Source organism: Aneurinibacillus migulanus (assembly GCF_001274715.1).
GTDB lineage: Bacteria > Bacillota > Bacilli > Aneurinibacillales > Aneurinibacillaceae > Aneurinibacillus > Aneurinibacillus migulanus.
Map to the genome: position 1 here is coordinate 973,604 of NZ_LGUG01000004.1, position 18,019 is coordinate 991,622.

The window sequence follows — 18,019 nt, forward strand, 5'->3', positions numbered from 1 at the left end:
TTTTTATTTTAGCTTCTGAAATCCATATAGTATAAATAATCTTGAATTTTATAAACACGAACGTACGTCCTTCCATACTCCAGCAGATCCTCTATAGTCACCATAAAACCGAGAGGAAGGTTAAGTCGCTGTCTGAAATATATACCTAAAATACTGTTATTGTCACAAGTTTCGATTGCTTTATTATTGTCTTGTGCCATCACACAGGTGAACTCTTCTCCATCGTCTGTAAGAATAGTGAATCGGGTTCCCCGTGGTGGGAAAAATCCGGGGTTATTTTGATGAGTATCTAGATGGACAGGAATGTAGGCTTGGTTTGATTCTCGATTATATTCTGGCCTTTGTCCCCAATTAAGGCCGCTTCTAACAGCAACTTCGAATGGATTTGTTTTTTTCGTCAGTGGAAGATCAACAAAAGGATAAACACTTAAATCAAACGTGATACTCATCAAAAATTCCTCCCTTAGTATTTAGCTTCTTTCAGCATCTCTCCCAGCGTTTTGTAGCCCCGGTTTTGGACAGCGCGTATAAACAGATTCACACGTTCGTTTTCGGGAATATCGTTCTCTAAGCAGTAATCAAGAAATCCAAGCAATACTTTAGCGCTGAGCATTAGTCCTTTTATGTCTCTGCTAGAAGTGTGTTCCTGTACTTTATTGCTGATTTTTTCAAGATTTTTTTCGCCAGAAAAGTCAGCAGCGGTTACATATCCAAAAAACTGTACATTAAGCCCCTTGTATCCCTGATAGTTCGGTATATACTCGGATGCCATATGCGATGTCAGTGAGGCAGAAAGAGCAAACTTTTGCCGGTAGTTCTTGGCATCAATAATACCGCACTGCCTATCGCCATACTTCACCATGATCTCAATTTCTGTTCGCTCCATGGATGCAGGTTTGGGCCGCATTTCAACGTCAAAACCGATCGCTTTGAGCACTTCCCCTGTTTTGTCTTCGAATCGGAGATTGTCTTCTTCATACAGATAACTCTCTACGAACTCTGTATTCAGTCCGCTGAAGGCTACCTGACTTTCTTTTAATTCGAATGCATACTTTTGAGCTTCACGCGGACCGACCTCTTCTGCGAGGATTCTCTCCAGTTCTTCCTGCGGCAAAGCAGCGGGATTGGGATACGCGTTCATGATTTCGTTTATTTTTCTCAGTCTCTTTGCTGCATTTGTCGCTTGTCCTTTTCCGCTATTACGGCTCGCCTTGTAGCTTTCGACATCAAGACCATTGTTTTCTGCCATCCGTTCTAGGGAAATTTTGTATCGGTTGTTGAAGGGATACCGTGCCTCCAGCTCCTCCAACTCCTGGCTAAGCTTCTGATTTTCTTCTGGATTTACCCTCAGGGATTGACCGCGAATGTACTCAACCATTCCTGTGGCGTCGCAGATTAGCATAAAGGTATGGGCAACATCAGAGTGAGCAGTCTCAAAATCGCGCGCCCCTTTATCTGTTCGCTCACGATGGTCATATTGAGCAGCGATGTCTGCTTTCATTTCTAGTCTTTCAGCAGAAGAAGCAACGCGAAATGCTTTGATTTTTGCTGTAATCTCTGACAACTGGCTGTCCTTTGATGCTGTTAGCGCAAAGAAAGTAATTTCTTCTTTCGTGACGTGGTAGGCCAGCTCCTCTTGATTTACTAGGCGGATCAGGAACCGGGCTGGACGAATACGGAAAGATTCATCAAATTTTGGCCGGAATCCGGCCTCCAGAAAATAGGCATTCGGAATCTGAAGAGTGAGAATCTGTTTTTTAACGTTGTCGAATACTTTGTGCCTTTTTAACAGTGCTTCTCCGACTTTGGTCGGTACAAGGTAGCCCTCTTCGTTTGTATAGCAGTAGGCAAATGTCTTCAGCATTGCGGCCCATGTTCGTCCACCAGAGCCATCATTACTGATGTTTGGACGCTTTACCTCAGCATCGGCCAGCGCCTGCTCATATGCGAGATGTGCTGTGCGGTTTCCGGACCACTTTACTGTGAAGCCGTTTGTTGCTTTCTGCAGAGCCAGAAGGGCTTCCCTGTGAAACTTTGGATCACGCTCCGGTCTTGTAATAAACCAGACTTTTCTTTCTGTCATATCTACTCCTCCTGATGATTGATTTCATAGATGATTTCTTTATAAACTTCTTTTTCCTGCATAGAGGCTTCTCCGTTTTTGGTAAGAATGTTGATATACACCTGCAGGTCGGATAAGCTCTTTTTTGAAGCCTTAGAGAGTTCGCCATTTTCTGCAAGCTCATAAATAAGAGAAAGTACTTTTTGAACCTCTTGATCAAAAAAAGAGTCAAGAGGGGGAACTGGCTCTTTTACCTTGTTCTTTTCAGCAAGGAGATGGCAGCTAAACCAGTAGCGAAGAAAGGTTGAAAGATAGGGATCTTCGCCTGCTCGTGTTTTGCTGAATGCATTGTCTGGTTTTCCTGCTGTTCGGCTCAGCTCTAAAATGGGAATTCTATTAGTATCAATATACTTTGAGAATTTTTGTATGAAAATCATGGATGCTGTCTTGCCGAGAAGCTTCTGTAGATGTTTTACCTTTTCCATAATCGCTCCTTTTTTCCATGTATATCCTGATTATAAAAAACTTATCTGCAGGGAAAAATTCCTTATAAGGTAATTAATAATGCAAATATACATTTTTTAAAGAATATATAGGAGAAAATATAATGATAGAGCAAAAGGGTTCATTTTGGAATGAGATTTTAAACTGGAGTCAGGAACATGGAAGGGACTTTCCGTGGCGAAGAACAAATAACGCTTTTCATGTGCTGATTGCCGAATTCCTGCTTCAGCAGACGAACGTCCGTAAGGTAGAGGAGGTTTATCAGGAAATTTTAGAGACCTATCCAACTCCTGGACAACTGGCAGACGCTGATATTTCTGAATTGGAGCGCATTATTGCACCCATTGGACTTATTTACCGTGCCGCACGCCTAAAGAAAGCAGCGGGCATAATATATCACGAGCACAGCGGGAAGGTGCCTGATAATGAAAAGGAACTGAAACAGCTACCCGGCGTTGGTGACTACATTGTAAATGCAGTTCTGTGCTATGGTTTGGGGAAACCAATGGTACCAATTGATACAAATGTGATTCGCCTGTTCTCCCGCTATTTCGGCTATCAGTCTGCCAAAAAACGGCCTCATACAGACAGAGAGTTGGCTGTGAAAATTCGAAAGCACTACAGACGATTTAGCGATACAAGAGCTGCAAATCTGGCCGTGCTTGATTTTGCGGCGCATATCTGTACAGCAAGAAATCCTAAGCATGAAACATGCCCGATTAGGCATACTTGTTTTTATTATAATGAAGAAGTAAAGGCAAAAAGTTTTTACTGATACTGAATCATTTGTTTAAATAAGGAAACCTTATTGTTGAAATATAAACCATGACTTTTTATCTTTTAAAACAGTCTGTTATTTATAGCCCCTTAAATGTTCTCTTCTTCTAAAGGATAGCTCTGTCTAAAATCAAATGAAATTCATGCGAAAGCCTAAATAACAAGTCTATAGAAATCCATACGTCTTTTTTAAACAAATGCCATATTTGCAACAAAACCGATATTTTTATTTCCTTCGTAATGGCTAGATTTTATAGTTTGTAAATGTTCTTAAATATTTTACGGACGTTCGTTTTGATTGATGTACATTACGAATGATTTTTGTATAGTAGCTGAATACTGATTTGTAAAAGTCAAAAGAAGTTGTTAAAAGTGAGTAATATTGGTATATTTAAAATTAACTTCAGCAATGTTGCCTCATATCAAATGAGGTGAGGGTTATCTCCTAGCCCAGAAGGTTATTCCCCATAATCAATTCATGTTCCAAAAAACATGTTTGTTGTGATTGTGATTTTTAAACAATCATAAATTACACGTAGAACGTGGAAAAGCGAAGTACTATTGTACATTCGCTTAAAAGATAAATTACACTGGAGGCAAGTACCTTATCGTAGTGGAAACCATTTGATGACGAAGCTGCCTCTGAATAATAGAAATGTCGCTTCCTGCTTTTTGCATAAGATAAGCCATTGTATGACGAAATGTATACACGGTTACAGGTCTTTCAATACCAGCCCTTTCGCTAATTTTTTTGATTAACTTATTAATTCCATCATCAGTGAAAGGTTTTTGGTTTTGAAAAAATACCTGCGTGTTTCCTTTCTCAACCCAGGCTTGAAATGTTGGATGAGAAAGATACCGTCGTAAATCATCACAGAGCGAGTTGCTGATATATACAACATTCGCTGATGTTTTTTGCCCTTCATCTACATAGATTACTTTCCTTTCCAGGTCGATTTGGTACATAGTGAGTGAAATAACTTCCCGTGTACGCAGACCTGTAATGAGCAGGAGATGGAGTAATACGTGATACTGACGAAAAAATGGGTCGAGGATTACCGCTGCTTGTAGCATACGTTTACATTGTTCTTCAGACAGTGAACGGTCAATAATTTTTCGTTCATAATATGGATTTGGATAGTAGGCAACAGGATTATGTTGAATCATACGCATATCATACAAAAATCCAAAGAAATTTCGGAGATATACAATGTTATCGTACAGCATATGGTTTGAAGCACCCAGTTCTTCTCGTAGATAGACGATATATTGATCAATAAAATTTTCATTAATTGGTGCGTACTCATCTGAAGGTTCGTAGTAATAAAATTTGTCAAAATTGAGCGTTCCCGTGTAACCACACTGTATAATGAACTTTTCGAACTTTTTCAGTTCGCGTGTATAGGTTCGTATGGAACTCTCTTTGAGGGTACTATAACTTTTCCATTTTTGATAATAGGCTGAATCCAGCAAAATATGCTTCATGTAGTTTACTCCTTCCCTATACTTACATATTAACCGAAGCAAATGGATGGCGCTCGATAGCTCTCTTCAAATGTTCGTCGAACAACTTCAAATATACAGCAGTAGAATTTATTGAATCATGGCCCAGGAGTTTACTGAGTGTATAAATATCAATACCTTCTTCAAGAGCATACACAGCGAAGCAGTGGCGAAAAGTATGGGTGCTGTAGCGCTTTTTCTGGTCTTCTGGAATGGATTTTGTCTGCTTAATGAGTTTGGTAATCATATGTTGAACGGTTCGTCTTTGAATGGCTGTTTGACCATTATCGTTGGAAAAAACGTATAGCTTACTAAATTCCGCTTCCGTTAATTCTTCTTTGAGACAAGCATACTTAAAGTAGATATACTCTAAGAGGATGAATAGTGCATGTTGATTGATCATTCGCTCTCTTTTGGTGCTTTTTCCCTTAGCTATAACCTTTATGGTTTGGCGTACGGGTTCTATATCTCCGATTTGCAGATTACATAGCTCATTGAGCCGAATTCCAGAACCAAGAAAAGTCCAAATGATAACATGATCTCTCTGACCAGTTCGCTGCAATTGAGAACGCTTGATTAATTCTCCTAATTGTTCACGCGTAAATGCTCGTGGTAGATAATCTTCAGACCAAGTAATCTTCAAAATACCTTTTAAGTCAGTGATATCCATCATCCAGAAGTGACGAAAAGTAGTTTTGAAAAATGTTCGGAGAAATGCACTCTTTTTTGATCGAGTGTTTGAATTTTGGCATGCAGAAAGATATTCAACAAGCAGCGAAGGTTCAGCTGTCTGTTCTAGCATAGAGTCTTTCCCGAGCTTTGCAAAAATAAAGTTTTGAAACAAGCCGAGTTCATATAAATAAGTTTCTTGAGAAGTTTTGCTTAGACCAAGAAACTTTGAACATGTGATAAAAAATTCGCAGGCTTGCTCAAACGCTATCTCTTCTTTTTGAGATTCCAGAGTAGGAGATGAGAGACCAGCTTCTTTCAAGGCTTTTTCAAGAAGCTCTGGTCCATATGTTGCTATGATAGATTGAATATCAGCGTGTAATGATTGAAGTGGAGACTGACTTTTGGTAATAGGCATTATTTTTCCTCCCTGGTTTTAAAATATAATTGGTTGATGGCCATTCGAAGAACTTTTTCTTCTCTGTGAATATACAAACTGGTGCTTTCAGGACGTTCGTGGCGAGCTAAATACATAATGACCTGTGGGGTATATTGATTCTGCTCTGATAGTCGGGTGATAAAAGTATGACGAAACAGATACAGACCTCCAGGATATTCATTCCAGCTTGCTATAAGCTTAAACAGTGTATAAAAATCAAGAAGTTTATTTTTGAAGTTTTTTGGATTCGAATGGAAAACGAACCCCTTTTGATCTGTAGGAGTTAACTCTTTAAATTGTGCTGTGAGAACCGCAGGAAGAGGTAGAAGAGTAGCTTTCCCTTTTCCTAAAACAGAAATTTTTTGAGTTTCTAAGTTTATGTCTTTCCACTTCAGCTCACTCATTTCTTGAGGTCGAAAGCCTAAAAATAGCATCAGGGAGAATGCAAGCCTATACAATTTTGGATTTGGTGAGTATATATCGGATATTTCTAGCAAATGACTGATTTCCATGTCAGATGGAATTTTACGATATACATACTTGTCAAATTCAATGCCATTTACTTGCTCGGCAATGTCGTGAATTGTGAGCTTCATTTGATGCATTCGCGCAAAAAGTGCACGTACGGTATAAAATACATCACTTGCATAGCGCTGAGAGATTTCTTCTCTTTGAACTTTCCGAATAAGATGATGTCGAAATTCTACTAAATGCTCGGAAGTAATTTTAAATAGAGGTAGAAAATTTAAGTTATAGTCACTGAATTCTGTAAAAGTGTTTTTTAACCATATCAAGAACTTTGTATAATGACGATTGTTTTTGAGCATAGTAGACTCGGTAATACCATATTTCTTTGCTGACTTATTGCATGCTGTGATCGTCGGGTGATCTATTACAAAGTTTTTGGTAGAATGGGAGCAATGTATAAAATCAGACAGCTCTAACTTTGGAAAAAATAAGGTGAACATTTTGCTGAGCAGTTTAAACTTTTTTGGAGTAATATGGGTCTGTTTAGCAAAGGAAATGAATGTTTCTTTTTGAGTTAACATTTCCTTTTGAATTTGCTGAATACTAACATGAGACATAAGTGCGACATACTGTAAAAACTTTATGATAAACTTATAGTTATCATAAAACCCAAAAGGATGCTTGTTCTTTTGTGAAGCCAAGAAGGCATAGAGTTCTTTGACAGTTATTTTTTCTTTTGCAAGATTGTCAAGAATCCATTCGTTGATGGCTTGTGGTCCTTTATATTCTTGTATATTACTGCTGTTTATGTTGAACAAAGTACTCACATGTTTCACCAAACTTTCCAGAGTAACTGTTTTAATGTCAAAAGTGTAACCAGTTTGAGGCGGTGCTATACAATTTGCGGAAAAATATGTCACAGAAGAAGCATTCTGTGTAATTTTTTTCCTGTTTTCTGTCGAGCTGTTTCCGTCAACTGTATTAAGCTTTTGGATAGAAGAGGAACGTTTTTTCATTGTCTTCTCCTTTTTAGTTCAGGATTTAATCCATATTGTTGAGTGAGTTAGGTCTATATCTTCGTACTAGTACGAAGAATATAGGCCTTTTTTATGTATTCATTATTCTGTTCTTGTTTTGCTGTACATTATAAAAAATCCTATATGTTGTATTAATAAATAGCCATTTATAAGCATTTTTCAAGAAAAAAACAAGAAAACCCCTACATATAGGATTTTCAAGAAAAAAACAAATGAGTTTTTTAAAATTAAAATAGGTGATCTGTATGTTCGATATAACTGACTTACTTCAAAATGATGAAGATCCTGGACAAGACATCATGATCAAACTGAGGTGGGCCAGAGAATGGGCCCTAAATAGAAATTTAAAGATAGAGGATTTTAATAAGAACCATGGGTGGAACTTAAATGAATGGAGGGAGGCTAAGTATATCAGTCGGGATATTATTTTTAAAGACAGTTTGTTAATACGTATTCCGGCTTTATATAGAAGAAACTTCTTAGCATATGATCATGGGTTTACGAAAAAAGAGTTAGCCAATGTAATAGACGAATCGGAAAATAAAATAGGAGATTTGCTCAATATAAAAAGAGAACGTACACCGAGGGATGGAACATTTGAGAAGATGGCCATTGCTTTAGATGTTCCGTTGCCGTATTTAAAAATTGATAATTATGATAGACTTGAAAACGATGAATTCATAGAATATGAGCATGTAGCTGAAAGAAAAAAACTTGAGCAGTTGAGTTCTATCTTTCATGATAAGTTGGAAGGAAGGAATGTTAGGGGATTTGTTATAATTAACGAATCAAACTACATGATTAATGAAGAAAGGCTATATGCTCGTTTCGAAACAAATGATGTATATTACAGGTTGGAATTTTTTGTGAGGAGAAATTGTGGTATTCATGATGCCATGAATCTTCGGAAGCAATTTAAGCAGAGAGTAGATTACATGATTTTTACTCCCGCAACATTGCGTAAAAATTACTTAAAGTTAATTTTTACAGGCTCTTACACGAAGGATGCGAAAAAGTTCCAAAAATATATTGATGAGATGAAGAAAAGAAAGTATACACGGGTAGTGGATACAACGGGAGAATATATAAGAGCATTTAATCAATAAATCCTACAACTTATGGGATTTCTGAAATAACATAATAACGATTGTAAACCCTCCTTATTAAATCTGGAGGGTTTATTTTTTTGTGTACCTTAGCTAATAGGACATAGTTTGCGGTGAATAAGTATGTATCAAAGGAGGGGAAGCATATGAAAAAAAATCATTCTTTTACATTTACATATGTTTTCCTTGAACCCGATAAACAGGTTGTTAGTGATAAGCCGGTAGCGCTTGATGCTAAGCAGGCTGTAATCGACTACATTATTAAAAAGATTATTCTGGAAGGTGAGTCTAAACGTTTGCGCTAGTTCAAACCTGTCAATAATTAATCAAGAACAAATGTTCTTGTTATATATGGAGGGATGAACATGTATACAGCGATTTATATACGTGTGTCAACAGGAATGCAGGCGACGGAAGGAACCGGTTTAGAAGGGCAGTATGAAGCGTGCCTGAAAAAAGCACAGGAATTCTTGGTGTCTGCATCAGCCATTAAGTTATATAAAGAAGATGGGTTTACCGGTGAAGATATTAGTCGGCCAGCGATGAATGAACTACGGAGCGATGTAAGTGCGGGTAGAATTGAGCGTGTCATTATCACTCACCCTGACCGGCTTACCCGTGATTTAACAGATAAGCTCATCTTGTGTCGGGAGTTTGAAAAAAGCAATGTTGAGCTTGTTTTTGTGGATACGGAATATCGAAACACGCCAGAAGGACAGTTGTTCTTTAATCTGATGAGTTCGATTGCGCAGTATGAATTATCATTAATTAAAAAACGTACTGTGCGTGGGCGACTGAAAGCTGTGGAGAAAGATAAGAAAATCATGCCAATGCGGGTAGCTCCATACGGTTTTAACATGGTGAACAATAAGCTTCTAGTTAACGAAGAAGAAGCGGAGTTTGTCAAAAAGGTATATCACTGGTATGTGTATGAAGGGCTGACGCTGCGGGAAATTGGAGAGAGACTGTTTACGCTTGGAGCTGAACCGAAGCGGGCGGAAAGTAGGAACTGGGGTGCAAGCTCAATCCGAAGGATATTGACATCAGAAATATATATTGGAAAGTACTATTACAACCGACGTCAGACTAGCAAGGTAAAGGGGGAGAAAACGAAGTCCGGATCTCCCCGGAAAACATACAGCTTCCGAGATAAAAGTGAATGGATTATGCTGGATGTTCCGCCAATTATCGATGAGCAGCTTTTTGAATTGGCGCAGCGGCAGAGAGAAGTGAATACGAAGAAATCAGGAAATGTAAAATACGAGTATTTATTGAAATCGCTTATTCGCTGCGGCCATTGCGGACGGATGTGGCAGTCGACTACGTATTCGGGTCGTGTGGATAAACAGACAGGTAAGCGAATGAAATATATGTGCTATCGATGTCCGAACCTTTTTCCGAAAAAGTATGGTGAGGGTGTGGAGAAGTGTTGTACAAAATCACTTCGAGCGGAAGAACTGGATCGGTATATATGGGGCCTTATTCTTGAAACGATTTCGAATCCGGATGACTATATTCAGCGTATAACTAGACAGTCAGGAGATATTCTGGAGAATTTGCTCAGTACGGCATCGCTTCTGCAAAAGCAGGTAGAGCAGAAGGAGAAGGAAAAAGAGAAGATCAAAACGATGTTTAAGCGAGAAGTCATTGACGAAAAAGAAATGGTGGATGAAATGCAGAAAATAAACACCGCTATGAGAACGATACAGGCTGAGTTGGAGAAGTATGAGGAGCAGGTGGTTCTTCATAAAGAGAAGGAAATGTCAGCTGACAGAATAAAGGAAATTGCCCAGCTAATTAATCAATTTGTTGATAATGAGGGTAGAGATCTTACTTTTGATGAGAAACGTACAATTGTGGAAGCACTTGTAGATGAGATCATAATTCGATTTAATGATAACAGTGTTGAGGTTACAGCAGTAGGGGCGCTGGATGAATTAAAGCGTCAACGACTGCTTCAGCATTGCCATGACGTCGGTTCGGGTTTATATCACCAAGAAATTTGAAAACACCGGAGAAGATAGCGAAGATCTCATATCCATCGGGACCATCGGTTTGATTAAAGCGATCGAGAGCTACAAGAAAAACAAAGGGACTAAGTTGGCTACATATGCCGCTCGGTGCATAGAAAATGAGACTCTAATGTCAACAGTAGTGCATAGAAAGGTGTGGTTATCCACAGTCTTTTTTATTATACACATATTAAATAATTAATTATTGTGAATAGTGTGAATAAAATGTTAATAACTTGTGTATAAGTGCAGAGCATATCTTAGTGTGGGATAAATTCTTTATGTGCGTTTAAACAAAAATAATTAATTTACTCCAATTTATATGTTTACACATCCTGAAATCTTTTCTAAAATAAAAATGTTAATATATAGAAAATAAGGGAGTGGATTGTATTATATTAACATCCTTAAATATCTCTGCTTTAGTTATTTTCGCCATGAGATTTTTTGAGATTGACACAGAACTGAAGTTTAATAGAATCGTACTATATAAATTATACTTGATATTTTGATATAGTAGTATGATTGGAAGTAGGCGATTCAAAAAAAAGAGGTTGGATGCGCCCTGCGCTCCAGCAGAAGAAAGGAAAACGTGTCTTTTTCCGCCCGCCCACCGCCCTTCCTTCTGTTCTTACCTCTCACCACAAGAGTTTGTCGATTTATCAAATCAGATATATATATATTTCAGTAGTTTTTACTATTGCTCTAGTAAATAAAAGCAAAAAGGTGTAAAACATTATGAAAATGAAGCTGTAGAGTAACCATCTATTCTTTTAAGCACTTCTTTATATAAGTGAAGGCTTCTAGCTAAAAATAAAACGAAGCTAGGGAATAGTAGACACTTTACAGTACATAAATGATAATTTTAATCTTTTTGTAACCTTATTTACTAAAAAGCAGTTTATGATAGAAAATGAATCAATTTCTATAGAGAGAAGGAAGTAAGGTTGCAAAAATCAAGATTACAGGAAGCAAGGTTGCGGAAAGCCAGAAGGAAAAGCATTTTAATTTGGTCTGCCATTGTATGTTTAGGGATTATTATTTTAGTTAATCTCATCTTTCATCCATTGGATAAATATTTAGCACACGCTAATGAACCTGATATTACTGTAGGAAAAGAAAAGCCAGCGCAGGAAAAAGAAAAGCAGACACAACAACCGGCTAATTCTTTACAAGGTGACACAAATAAACAACAGCAGCAAATTCAGCAACAAACACAGGAGGGAACAACACAGATCCAAGAGCAAGTATCCCAGGAAGGCCCTCATCCGTTACCTCTTGGGAAGCTCATTAATAACATTCCAACAAAGGATAACAAGACTATTTATTTAACTTTTGATGATGGACCTAATGAACATACAGCGGAAATCGTTTCTATTCTTGAAAAAAATAAGATTAACGCTTCTTTCTTTTGGATCGGTGATAAAGTAACAGATAAAATGGGTGAATTTGGCCATCAGATGATAGAAAAAGGAAATGTGATTGGTTCACATACTATGCATCATGATGCACTTGGTAAAGAAAGCGGAGCTAAGCAAAAAAATGATTTAAAACAAGCAGCTAGCCTGATTGGAGATAAAGTTGGACATAAGGTTACTTATATGCGTCCGCCTTACGGATCGGTAAATGCGGAAACTAGAAAGATTACGAAAGAACTTGGTCAGTATATTATGTTTTGGGAAGTAGATAGCCTGGATTGGAGTCTAGCTCATAAACCAGAACAAATTCTAACAAACATTAAAAATGGAAAAGTAAAGCCAGGTTCGATTATTCTAATGCACGAGCGTAAGCAGACGGTTGAAATGCTTCCAAAGGTTATTGAGTATTTACGAAGCCAAGGCTATAATTTTGCAGCATTACCTGCTTCTCCTGTACCAGAAGAAGCAAAAACGAAATAGTATTTTTAGATGAGTGGCTATTAAATGTTTTAACTTACGAGAGTTTATACAAAGAAAATAGATCAATTTCTGAAGTCGTCTACTATAGACGGCTTTTTTCTTTTACTGGAAATTGCTGTTTTTATAAACACTCCTAAAGAGAGTTATAATGGAATATAGATAAAATGAGGAGTGTAGGTTATGAAAAATATTTATATAGTTGCTTTTATTTTAATTGTAATTGTTGCTTTTATTTTATTCTTTCGTTTCTGGAAATCAAGAAAAAAACAAGATGTAAAACTCCAAAAAGAACTAAAGAAAAATGCAGAACGTATTCGTCACCGACAAAAACAGGTGGATAAATTATCAGCCAAACTTCAGGAGAGGCTAGATAAAAAGTAATCATTCTCTGTATGGCTCTGTTAGCAAAGGAACGCTGCAAACCACTATGTTTGTTGAGGATGACATATACGATCATACGTTTAGAGGAAAGTGATAATGACACAGCCCTGCTGTCCGTATGGATAACAGGGCTGTGTACTATGTATAATATTTAGCTTTTTGAAGCTGGATTAATTATATACACATGTAAACAAGCGGCATCTGCATAGCCTTCATTAATAGGAGGGGTACGCAGATGCATAGTAAGATTATCAAGGGAAGTTTTGCTGATAAAAATTTGCTTGCCTGCTATATGTATCTCAAAGAGAAGTATAGGAGGGAAAAGCTGCGTGATCGGAATCTATGCACGAGTGAGCACAGAGGAACAAGCGAAGAGCGGCTTCAGCCTGAAAGATCAGATTAGGGAGTGTCAGAAGAAGGCTGGAACAGATAACTATAAGCAATATATAGATCAAGGAATTTCTGGCGAATTCTTAGACCGGCCGGCATTATCACAGCTTCGTCAGGATGTTCGGGACGGATTGATTACGAAGGTGGTTTGCTTAGACCCTGACCGTTTATCACGTAAGCTTATGCATCAGCTTCTTATTACCGAAGAGTTCGATCAAAAAGGTATTCAGTTGATTTTCGTAAATGGTGAGTATGCCCGAACGCCAGAAGGTCAGCTATTTTACAGTATGCGTGGTGCGATTGCGGAGTTTGAAAAAGCGAAAATCAATGAACGGATGAGCCGTGGTCGGCGGGAGAAAGCACGGCAGGGAAGAGTACTTCGTGATTTTCAAGTGTATGGTTACAACTACGATAAAGAGAACGAGCAGATGGTTATTAATGAAGAGGAGGCTGCGATCGTTCGTCTCATATTTGATTTGTTTACGAAACCATGGAAGGTACAGGGGATGAACGGGATTGCTCTTTACCTTACAAAAGAAGGAATCCCTACAAAAAGAGGAAAAGGCGTATGGCACCGTCAGGTAGTACGTCAAATTCTGATGAATGAAGCCTACATAGGCGAGTTTTATCAGAATCGATGGAACACAGAAGGGATGTTAGGGAATAAACATAAAAGCAAAGAAGAACACGTTCCGATGAAAGAACGTCCAAGGGAGGAATGGATTCTTATTCCTTGTCCTTCTATCATTGAGCAGGAACAATTTGAATATGCTCAGAAGTTACTACAGGACTCCCGAAGAAGGTGGGCTAAAACAGGATTGCATGAGTATCTTTTGAGTGGATTGCTGCGTTGTGCTAATTGTGGAAATACGATGACCGGCCGTCGTGCAAAAAATTGGGGAAAGTATGTATATGAATATACAGATAGAAAAAATACAGCTGGTACTCAGCATAAAGGCTGTGGAAGAACGATAAAAGCTGAAAACTTGGATAATGAAGTGTGGGAAGCAATCAGGAGTTGGCTAAAGCACCCGAATGAAGTAGCGGCAGCAACCGAGATAGATAAGGAACAACAGGAGAAATTTTCCGTCGAACTAATAGAGATTGGGCGTTTGCAGAAGGAAATCGAAAAAGTAAAAATAGGCCGGAAAAGACTTTTTACGTTATTTGTTGATGGAATGGATATAAAAGAAAAAGAGATACGTGAACAAATACATTTTTTGAAGGAGAAAGAAGAAAAAGCGACGAAGAAATTAGAAAAATTGAAAGCAAGGGTTAGGGAAGCGAAGGAAGCGCAGTTTAATCAGCACCTGTTGAGCGAGGCAGCAGAATATTATTTGACCAGGCAGCATGATAAATTAACATTAGAGGATAGGAAGCAGTTAATTCGTCAGTTAGTGCGTGAGATTATCGTGTATGAGGAACGAATAGAGATATTTACGTACTAAGCAATACGATTGACTTTAGAATCGAGATTTTAATGCATTTGCGTTCATTAAAGAAAACGAAAAAGGACGTTTCGCTGCATGATCCGATTGGAACAGATAAGGAAGGAAATGAATTTAGGCTAACAGGATGTACGTTGTGGATAACTAAGAAGAGGAGAGGCGAATCACTCCGGCAGGTAAATCTCAATTTCTAAATCGAAGTTATCGCCACGTTGATGTTTTTCTTTTCTATATGTTACTTTTTCGATGACCTGTTTCAGTAGGTCATTTTTCTTTTCCGGATCTTCTGTTTGATGATACGCTTCGATTACATGTTTAATACGCGGTAATAAGCTTTCCTTGGCAGTTTCCTGTTCGCGTACACGGCTAGCTTCTTCAGCTACCCTTTTAATTGCTTCTTTCGTTTCACTTATACGGCCCATGATGTTCTGATTACGTTCTAAGTAGGTGTCTATATCATAGACGCCACGTTCCAGCAAATCATGCAACTTATTTTTTTGTTTTTCCAATTCGTCTAGCTGCTTCTCCATGTCGCTTATGATAGTCTCTGGTGTAAAAGAGGTTGACTCTGCCTCTGTTTCGGCAGCTACTTCCCTTTCTATTTCCTCCATATTTACTTCGAAATCATTCAACCATTGTTGTAATTGATTTAGTACAGCACGTTCTACATATTCAAAGCGGGTGCTTTTGTTCTTGCAGTTCACATTGCTGCAGCGAATGTGTGGAGCCTGCTTTGTGTACGGACGTTTAATCATAGCAGCACTACATAAGTCACAGCGAACTAGGCCAGCTAATGGATTAGTAATTTTCAAGTTGGCCCGATTAGGTACTCGTGTTTTCTGTTTCAGTGTTTGTTGAGCCTTCTTGAAAAGTTCAGTAGAAACAAGTGAATCATGTTTGCCTTCTACATCAATCCATTCATCACGAGGGCGCCACTCCTCGATCCCTTTCTTCTTATTGGTGTACTTCTTGCGCCATTGCATACGACCAATATAAACCTCATTCCTCAAAATTGATATGACAGAATAGGGGGACCACAATCCTTTACCTGAAGGAGTAGATATTTTCATTTCATTGAGCCGGCGGGAAATACGTGATGTACCAACTTTTTCATTTACATACCAATGAAAGATAAGACGAACAATTTCAGCTTCTTTCTCATTTGGCACAAGAATAAGATCGTCGCCTTTACTGTAGCCAAACGGAGCTTTCGTACCAATAAAACGCCCTTCCTTTACAGAAGCAACACGGCCGCGCTGAAGACGTTTGTTGATTAGCTTTAGCTCACGACGCGCCATGAATGCCTCAAATTCAGAGTATTCCTCGTCAAATTCATCTTCGAGGTCATAGCTTTTTTGAGGTGTGATAATCAGTGTTTTTGACTCTTTGAATGCAGCAATAATAGCACCCTGGTCGCGCATATCACCACGGCCTAATCGGTCAATATCCATACAGAGAACAGCATCATACATACCGTCTTCGACTTCATTCAATAGCCTGATTACTTCAGGGCGATCAGCAATGCGCTCACCAGATACGATTTCTTCATAGATTTTTATAATGTTGTATTCGTTCCGGTGTGCCAGCTCCAGCAGAGCTTTCTTATGTTTAGATAATGTTTCACCTTCGCCACGCATTTCTGCTTCGATATCAGCGCGGGATTTACGTAGATACATGACGACTCGATTCAGACCTTTTGGAAATTCACGCATGGTTTACCTCCTGTATACTGATATGATTTTATGCTGAATAGATAAGGATAATTTGTATTGCTATAAAAAACCACAAAAGTGGCAATTGAGAATAACGTGGATATTTTGAGAACAAATTATACATAATGGAATAGGAATGTATGTTCTGTTTTATAATTAAAAAGAAGAGCCTGAGAAAGGCTTCAGAATTCAGATATTAATAATAGTACATAGAGGAGAGTTATTCACAACCCTCTCTTTATTTTAGCGTATCATTGTTCATTATCGTTATGAATAGTCGAAGGAAGGTTTGTTCTTGGTTGCAAGTGAAAAGAAAAGCGGAAAGGATAATTTTACCTACCCCCATTAATAATCAAATGCATACCATTTGACAAATGATAAAAGAACACTGTTTATGGGCTCTTTTAAATTATATAGCATATATATTTTATTTTAAGGCAATAAAGCTAAAGCTACATATAATAAAAAAGAACGCGGCTTAAGCAGAAATTTTTCTGGAACTATATACGAGAAGAAGCAAACAAAAGTTCTTTTTTTAGGCTATAAGTGTTATAATTTAACATGATAATCGATTAGATGAATAACAAATATATCCAAGTGGGAGGTGATTCAAATGGCAAAAGGGGCACATTTGAAAAAGCTTTTTCAGAGTTATAGGGATGGTAATGATGAGTTATTTAAGGATGTTGCTCAGTTAATTATTGAAGATGAACAGAAGAAAAATCATTTGCAATTAGCAGAGGAACTGCAGCGAATCATTAATTCAACTGTAACTCGTCGAAAAGCTGAAACAAATTTCCAGCAGAATTATTTTCATCTTTTGCCTAAAGATAAAGATTCCAACTACCCATTAATGGATATAAAACAATCAAAAAAGGTTTTAGCTGATTTGATCTTGGCTGAAGAAATGAAAAATTTGATTATTGAATTCATCCAGGAGTTTGAACAGGCTGATATTTTAGCATCTTACGGGTTAACAGCAAGAAATAGATTTTTGTTTTGTGGACCACCAGGATGTGGAAAAACAGTTACAGCTGAAGCAATAGCAGGAGAACTAAGTCTGCCTCTTTTATATATTCGATTTGACAGTGTGGTCTCTTCTTATCTTGGTGAGACGGCCTCGAATTTACGTAAGGTTTTTGATTTTGCTACTAAAGGAACATGGGTTTTATTTTTTGATGAGTTCGATGCTATTGCTAAAAGTCGAGATAATTCAGATGAGCATGGGGAACTGAAAAGGGTAGTCAATAGCTTTCTGCAGCTGCTGGATAATTATCATGGAAATAGTATTGTGATTGCAGCTACAAATCATCAACAATTATTAGATTCAGCTATTTGGAGAAGGTTTGATGATGTACTCTTTTTTGAAAAGCCTAATGTTACTGAAATTAAAGGGCTTTTAACAAAACATCTAAAAAGATTTCCGTATGAAGCTATTGATGTAAATAAATTGGCTGTTAGTATGAATGGATTTTCACATGCTGATATTGAGCGTGTGTGTCTAACAACAATCAAACGGGCAATCATTCATGGTGAAAAGATGATTACACATGATGATTTAAAACATCAGATAGAGCTATATCAAAAAAGAAATCGAGTATACAATAATTGAT

16 protein-coding genes and 2 pseudogenes are annotated in these 18,019 nt (G+C 37.8%); 10 read left to right on the forward strand and 8 right to left on the reverse strand.

The annotated features are described in order from the left end of the window. Positions 1 to 8: 8 nt before the first annotated feature. Genes AF333_RS06450 through AF333_RS06460 form a run of 3 tightly spaced genes read right to left on the reverse strand, consistent with a single transcriptional unit; the run spans position 9 to position 2,547 of the window. Positions 9 to 449 carry a phospholipase D-like domain-containing protein gene (locus tag AF333_RS06450; protein WP_043067405.1) on the reverse strand — a complete coding sequence of 147 codons (441 nt, stop codon included), beginning with the start codon at positions 447 to 449 and terminating at the stop codon, positions 9 to 11. A 14-nt stretch (positions 450 to 463) separates the two neighbouring features. Next, positions 464 to 2,083 carry an AlwI family type II restriction endonuclease gene (locus AF333_RS06455; RefSeq protein ID WP_043067406.1) on the reverse strand — a complete coding sequence of 540 codons (1,620 nt, stop codon included), beginning with the start codon at positions 2,081 to 2,083 and terminating at the stop codon, positions 464 to 466. 2 nt (positions 2,084 to 2,085) lie between these two features. Continuing rightward, the gene (locus AF333_RS06460) at positions 2,086 to 2,547 is read right to left on the reverse strand and encodes a hypothetical protein (RefSeq protein WP_043067407.1); all 462 of its coding nucleotides are present in this window, start codon (positions 2,545 to 2,547) and stop codon (positions 2,086 to 2,088) included. 122 nt (positions 2,548 to 2,669) lie between these two features. On the opposite strand from AF333_RS06460, the gene AF333_RS06465 reads away from it, so the two are divergent. Next, on the forward strand, positions 2,670 to 3,341 hold the full coding sequence (locus AF333_RS06465) for an HhH-GPD family protein (protein WP_043067408.1): 672 nt from the start codon (positions 2,670 to 2,672) through the stop codon (positions 3,339 to 3,341). Positions 3,342 to 3,928: 587 nt separating this feature from the next. On the opposite strand, the gene AF333_RS06470 is transcribed toward AF333_RS06465, so the two are convergent. From AF333_RS06470 to AF333_RS06480, 3 genes are read right to left on the reverse strand one after another with little or no spacing between them, the layout of a single operon-like run. After that, on the reverse strand, positions 3,929 to 4,828 hold the full coding sequence (locus AF333_RS06470) for a tyrosine-type recombinase/integrase (protein WP_043067409.1): 900 nt from the start codon (positions 4,826 to 4,828) through the stop codon (positions 3,929 to 3,931). Between the two features lie 22 nt (positions 4,829 to 4,850). Then, positions 4,851 to 5,933 (reverse strand): tyrosine-type recombinase/integrase, encoded by a 1,083-nt coding sequence (locus tag AF333_RS06475; RefSeq protein WP_043067410.1) that lies wholly within the window; start codon positions 5,931 to 5,933, stop codon positions 4,851 to 4,853. Beyond that, positions 5,933 to 7,438 carry a tyrosine-type recombinase/integrase gene (locus tag AF333_RS06480; RefSeq protein WP_043067411.1) on the reverse strand — a complete coding sequence of 502 codons (1,506 nt, stop codon included), beginning with the start codon at positions 7,436 to 7,438 and terminating at the stop codon, positions 5,933 to 5,935. Before AF333_RS06480 ends, AF333_RS06475 begins: the two co-directional genes overlap by 1 nt. A gap of 266 nt (positions 7,439 to 7,704) precedes the next feature. On the opposite strand from AF333_RS06480, the gene AF333_RS06485 reads away from it, so the two are divergent. From AF333_RS06485 to AF333_RS34790, 4 genes and pseudogenes are all read left to right on the forward strand, one after another. Then, complete coding sequence (locus AF333_RS06485; protein WP_043067412.1) at positions 7,705 to 8,565, forward strand: hypothetical protein; 861 nt, start codon at positions 7,705 to 7,707, stop codon at positions 8,563 to 8,565. Positions 8,566 to 8,711: 146 nt separating this feature from the next. Then, on the forward strand, positions 8,712 to 8,870 hold the full coding sequence (locus tag AF333_RS33485; protein ID WP_158502496.1) for a hypothetical protein: 159 nt from the start codon (positions 8,712 to 8,714) through the stop codon (positions 8,868 to 8,870). 60 nt (positions 8,871 to 8,930) lie between these two features. Continuing rightward, complete coding sequence (locus tag AF333_RS06490; protein ID WP_043067413.1) at positions 8,931 to 10,571, forward strand: recombinase family protein; 1,641 nt, start codon at positions 8,931 to 8,933, stop codon at positions 10,569 to 10,571. Then, positions 10,552 to 10,731: pseudogene (locus tag AF333_RS34790) on the forward strand (sigma factor); the annotation flags it as partial. The gene AF333_RS06490 and the pseudogene AF333_RS34790, both read left to right, overlap by 20 nt. A 386-nt stretch (positions 10,732 to 11,117) precedes the next feature. Here AF333_RS34790 and AF333_RS36685 read toward each other — a convergent pair. Next, positions 11,118 to 11,243 carry a hypothetical protein gene (locus AF333_RS36685; protein WP_268753605.1) on the reverse strand — a complete coding sequence of 42 codons (126 nt, stop codon included), beginning with the start codon at positions 11,241 to 11,243 and terminating at the stop codon, positions 11,118 to 11,120. Positions 11,244 to 11,524: 281 nt separating this feature from the next. On the opposite strand from AF333_RS36685, the gene AF333_RS06495 reads away from it, so the two are divergent. The 4 genes and pseudogenes from AF333_RS06495 to AF333_RS31550 form a co-directional block, all read left to right on the forward strand. Next, positions 11,525 to 12,475: a polysaccharide deacetylase family protein gene (locus tag AF333_RS06495; protein ID WP_052812248.1), complete on the forward strand. Its 951-nt coding sequence runs from the start codon at positions 11,525 to 11,527 to the stop codon at positions 12,473 to 12,475. 180 nt (positions 12,476 to 12,655) lie between these two features. Next, a complete protein-coding gene (locus tag AF333_RS06500) occupies positions 12,656 to 12,856 on the forward strand; it encodes a hypothetical protein (protein ID WP_043067414.1) in 201 nt (66 codons plus the stop codon). A gap of 329 nt (positions 12,857 to 13,185) precedes the next feature. Continuing rightward, the gene (locus AF333_RS06505) at positions 13,186 to 14,694 is read left to right on the forward strand and encodes a recombinase family protein (protein ID WP_043067415.1); all 1,509 of its coding nucleotides are present in this window, start codon (positions 13,186 to 13,188) and stop codon (positions 14,692 to 14,694) included. Between the two features lie 23 nt (positions 14,695 to 14,717). Next, positions 14,718 to 14,816, forward strand: a pseudogene (locus AF333_RS31550) (RNA polymerase subunit sigma-70); the annotation flags it as partial. 42 nt (positions 14,817 to 14,858) lie between these two features. Here the strand turns inward: AF333_RS31550 and AF333_RS06510 are convergent. Next, positions 14,859 to 16,406 carry a recombinase family protein gene (locus tag AF333_RS06510; RefSeq protein ID WP_043067416.1) on the reverse strand — a complete coding sequence of 516 codons (1,548 nt, stop codon included), beginning with the start codon at positions 16,404 to 16,406 and terminating at the stop codon, positions 14,859 to 14,861. A gap of 613 nt (positions 16,407 to 17,019) precedes the next feature. On the opposite strand from AF333_RS06510, the gene AF333_RS06515 reads away from it, so the two are divergent. Beyond that, a complete protein-coding gene (locus AF333_RS06515) occupies positions 17,020 to 18,018 on the forward strand; it encodes an AAA family ATPase (RefSeq protein WP_043067417.1) in 999 nt (332 codons plus the stop codon). The last annotated feature ends 1 nt before the right edge of the window (position 18,019 follow it).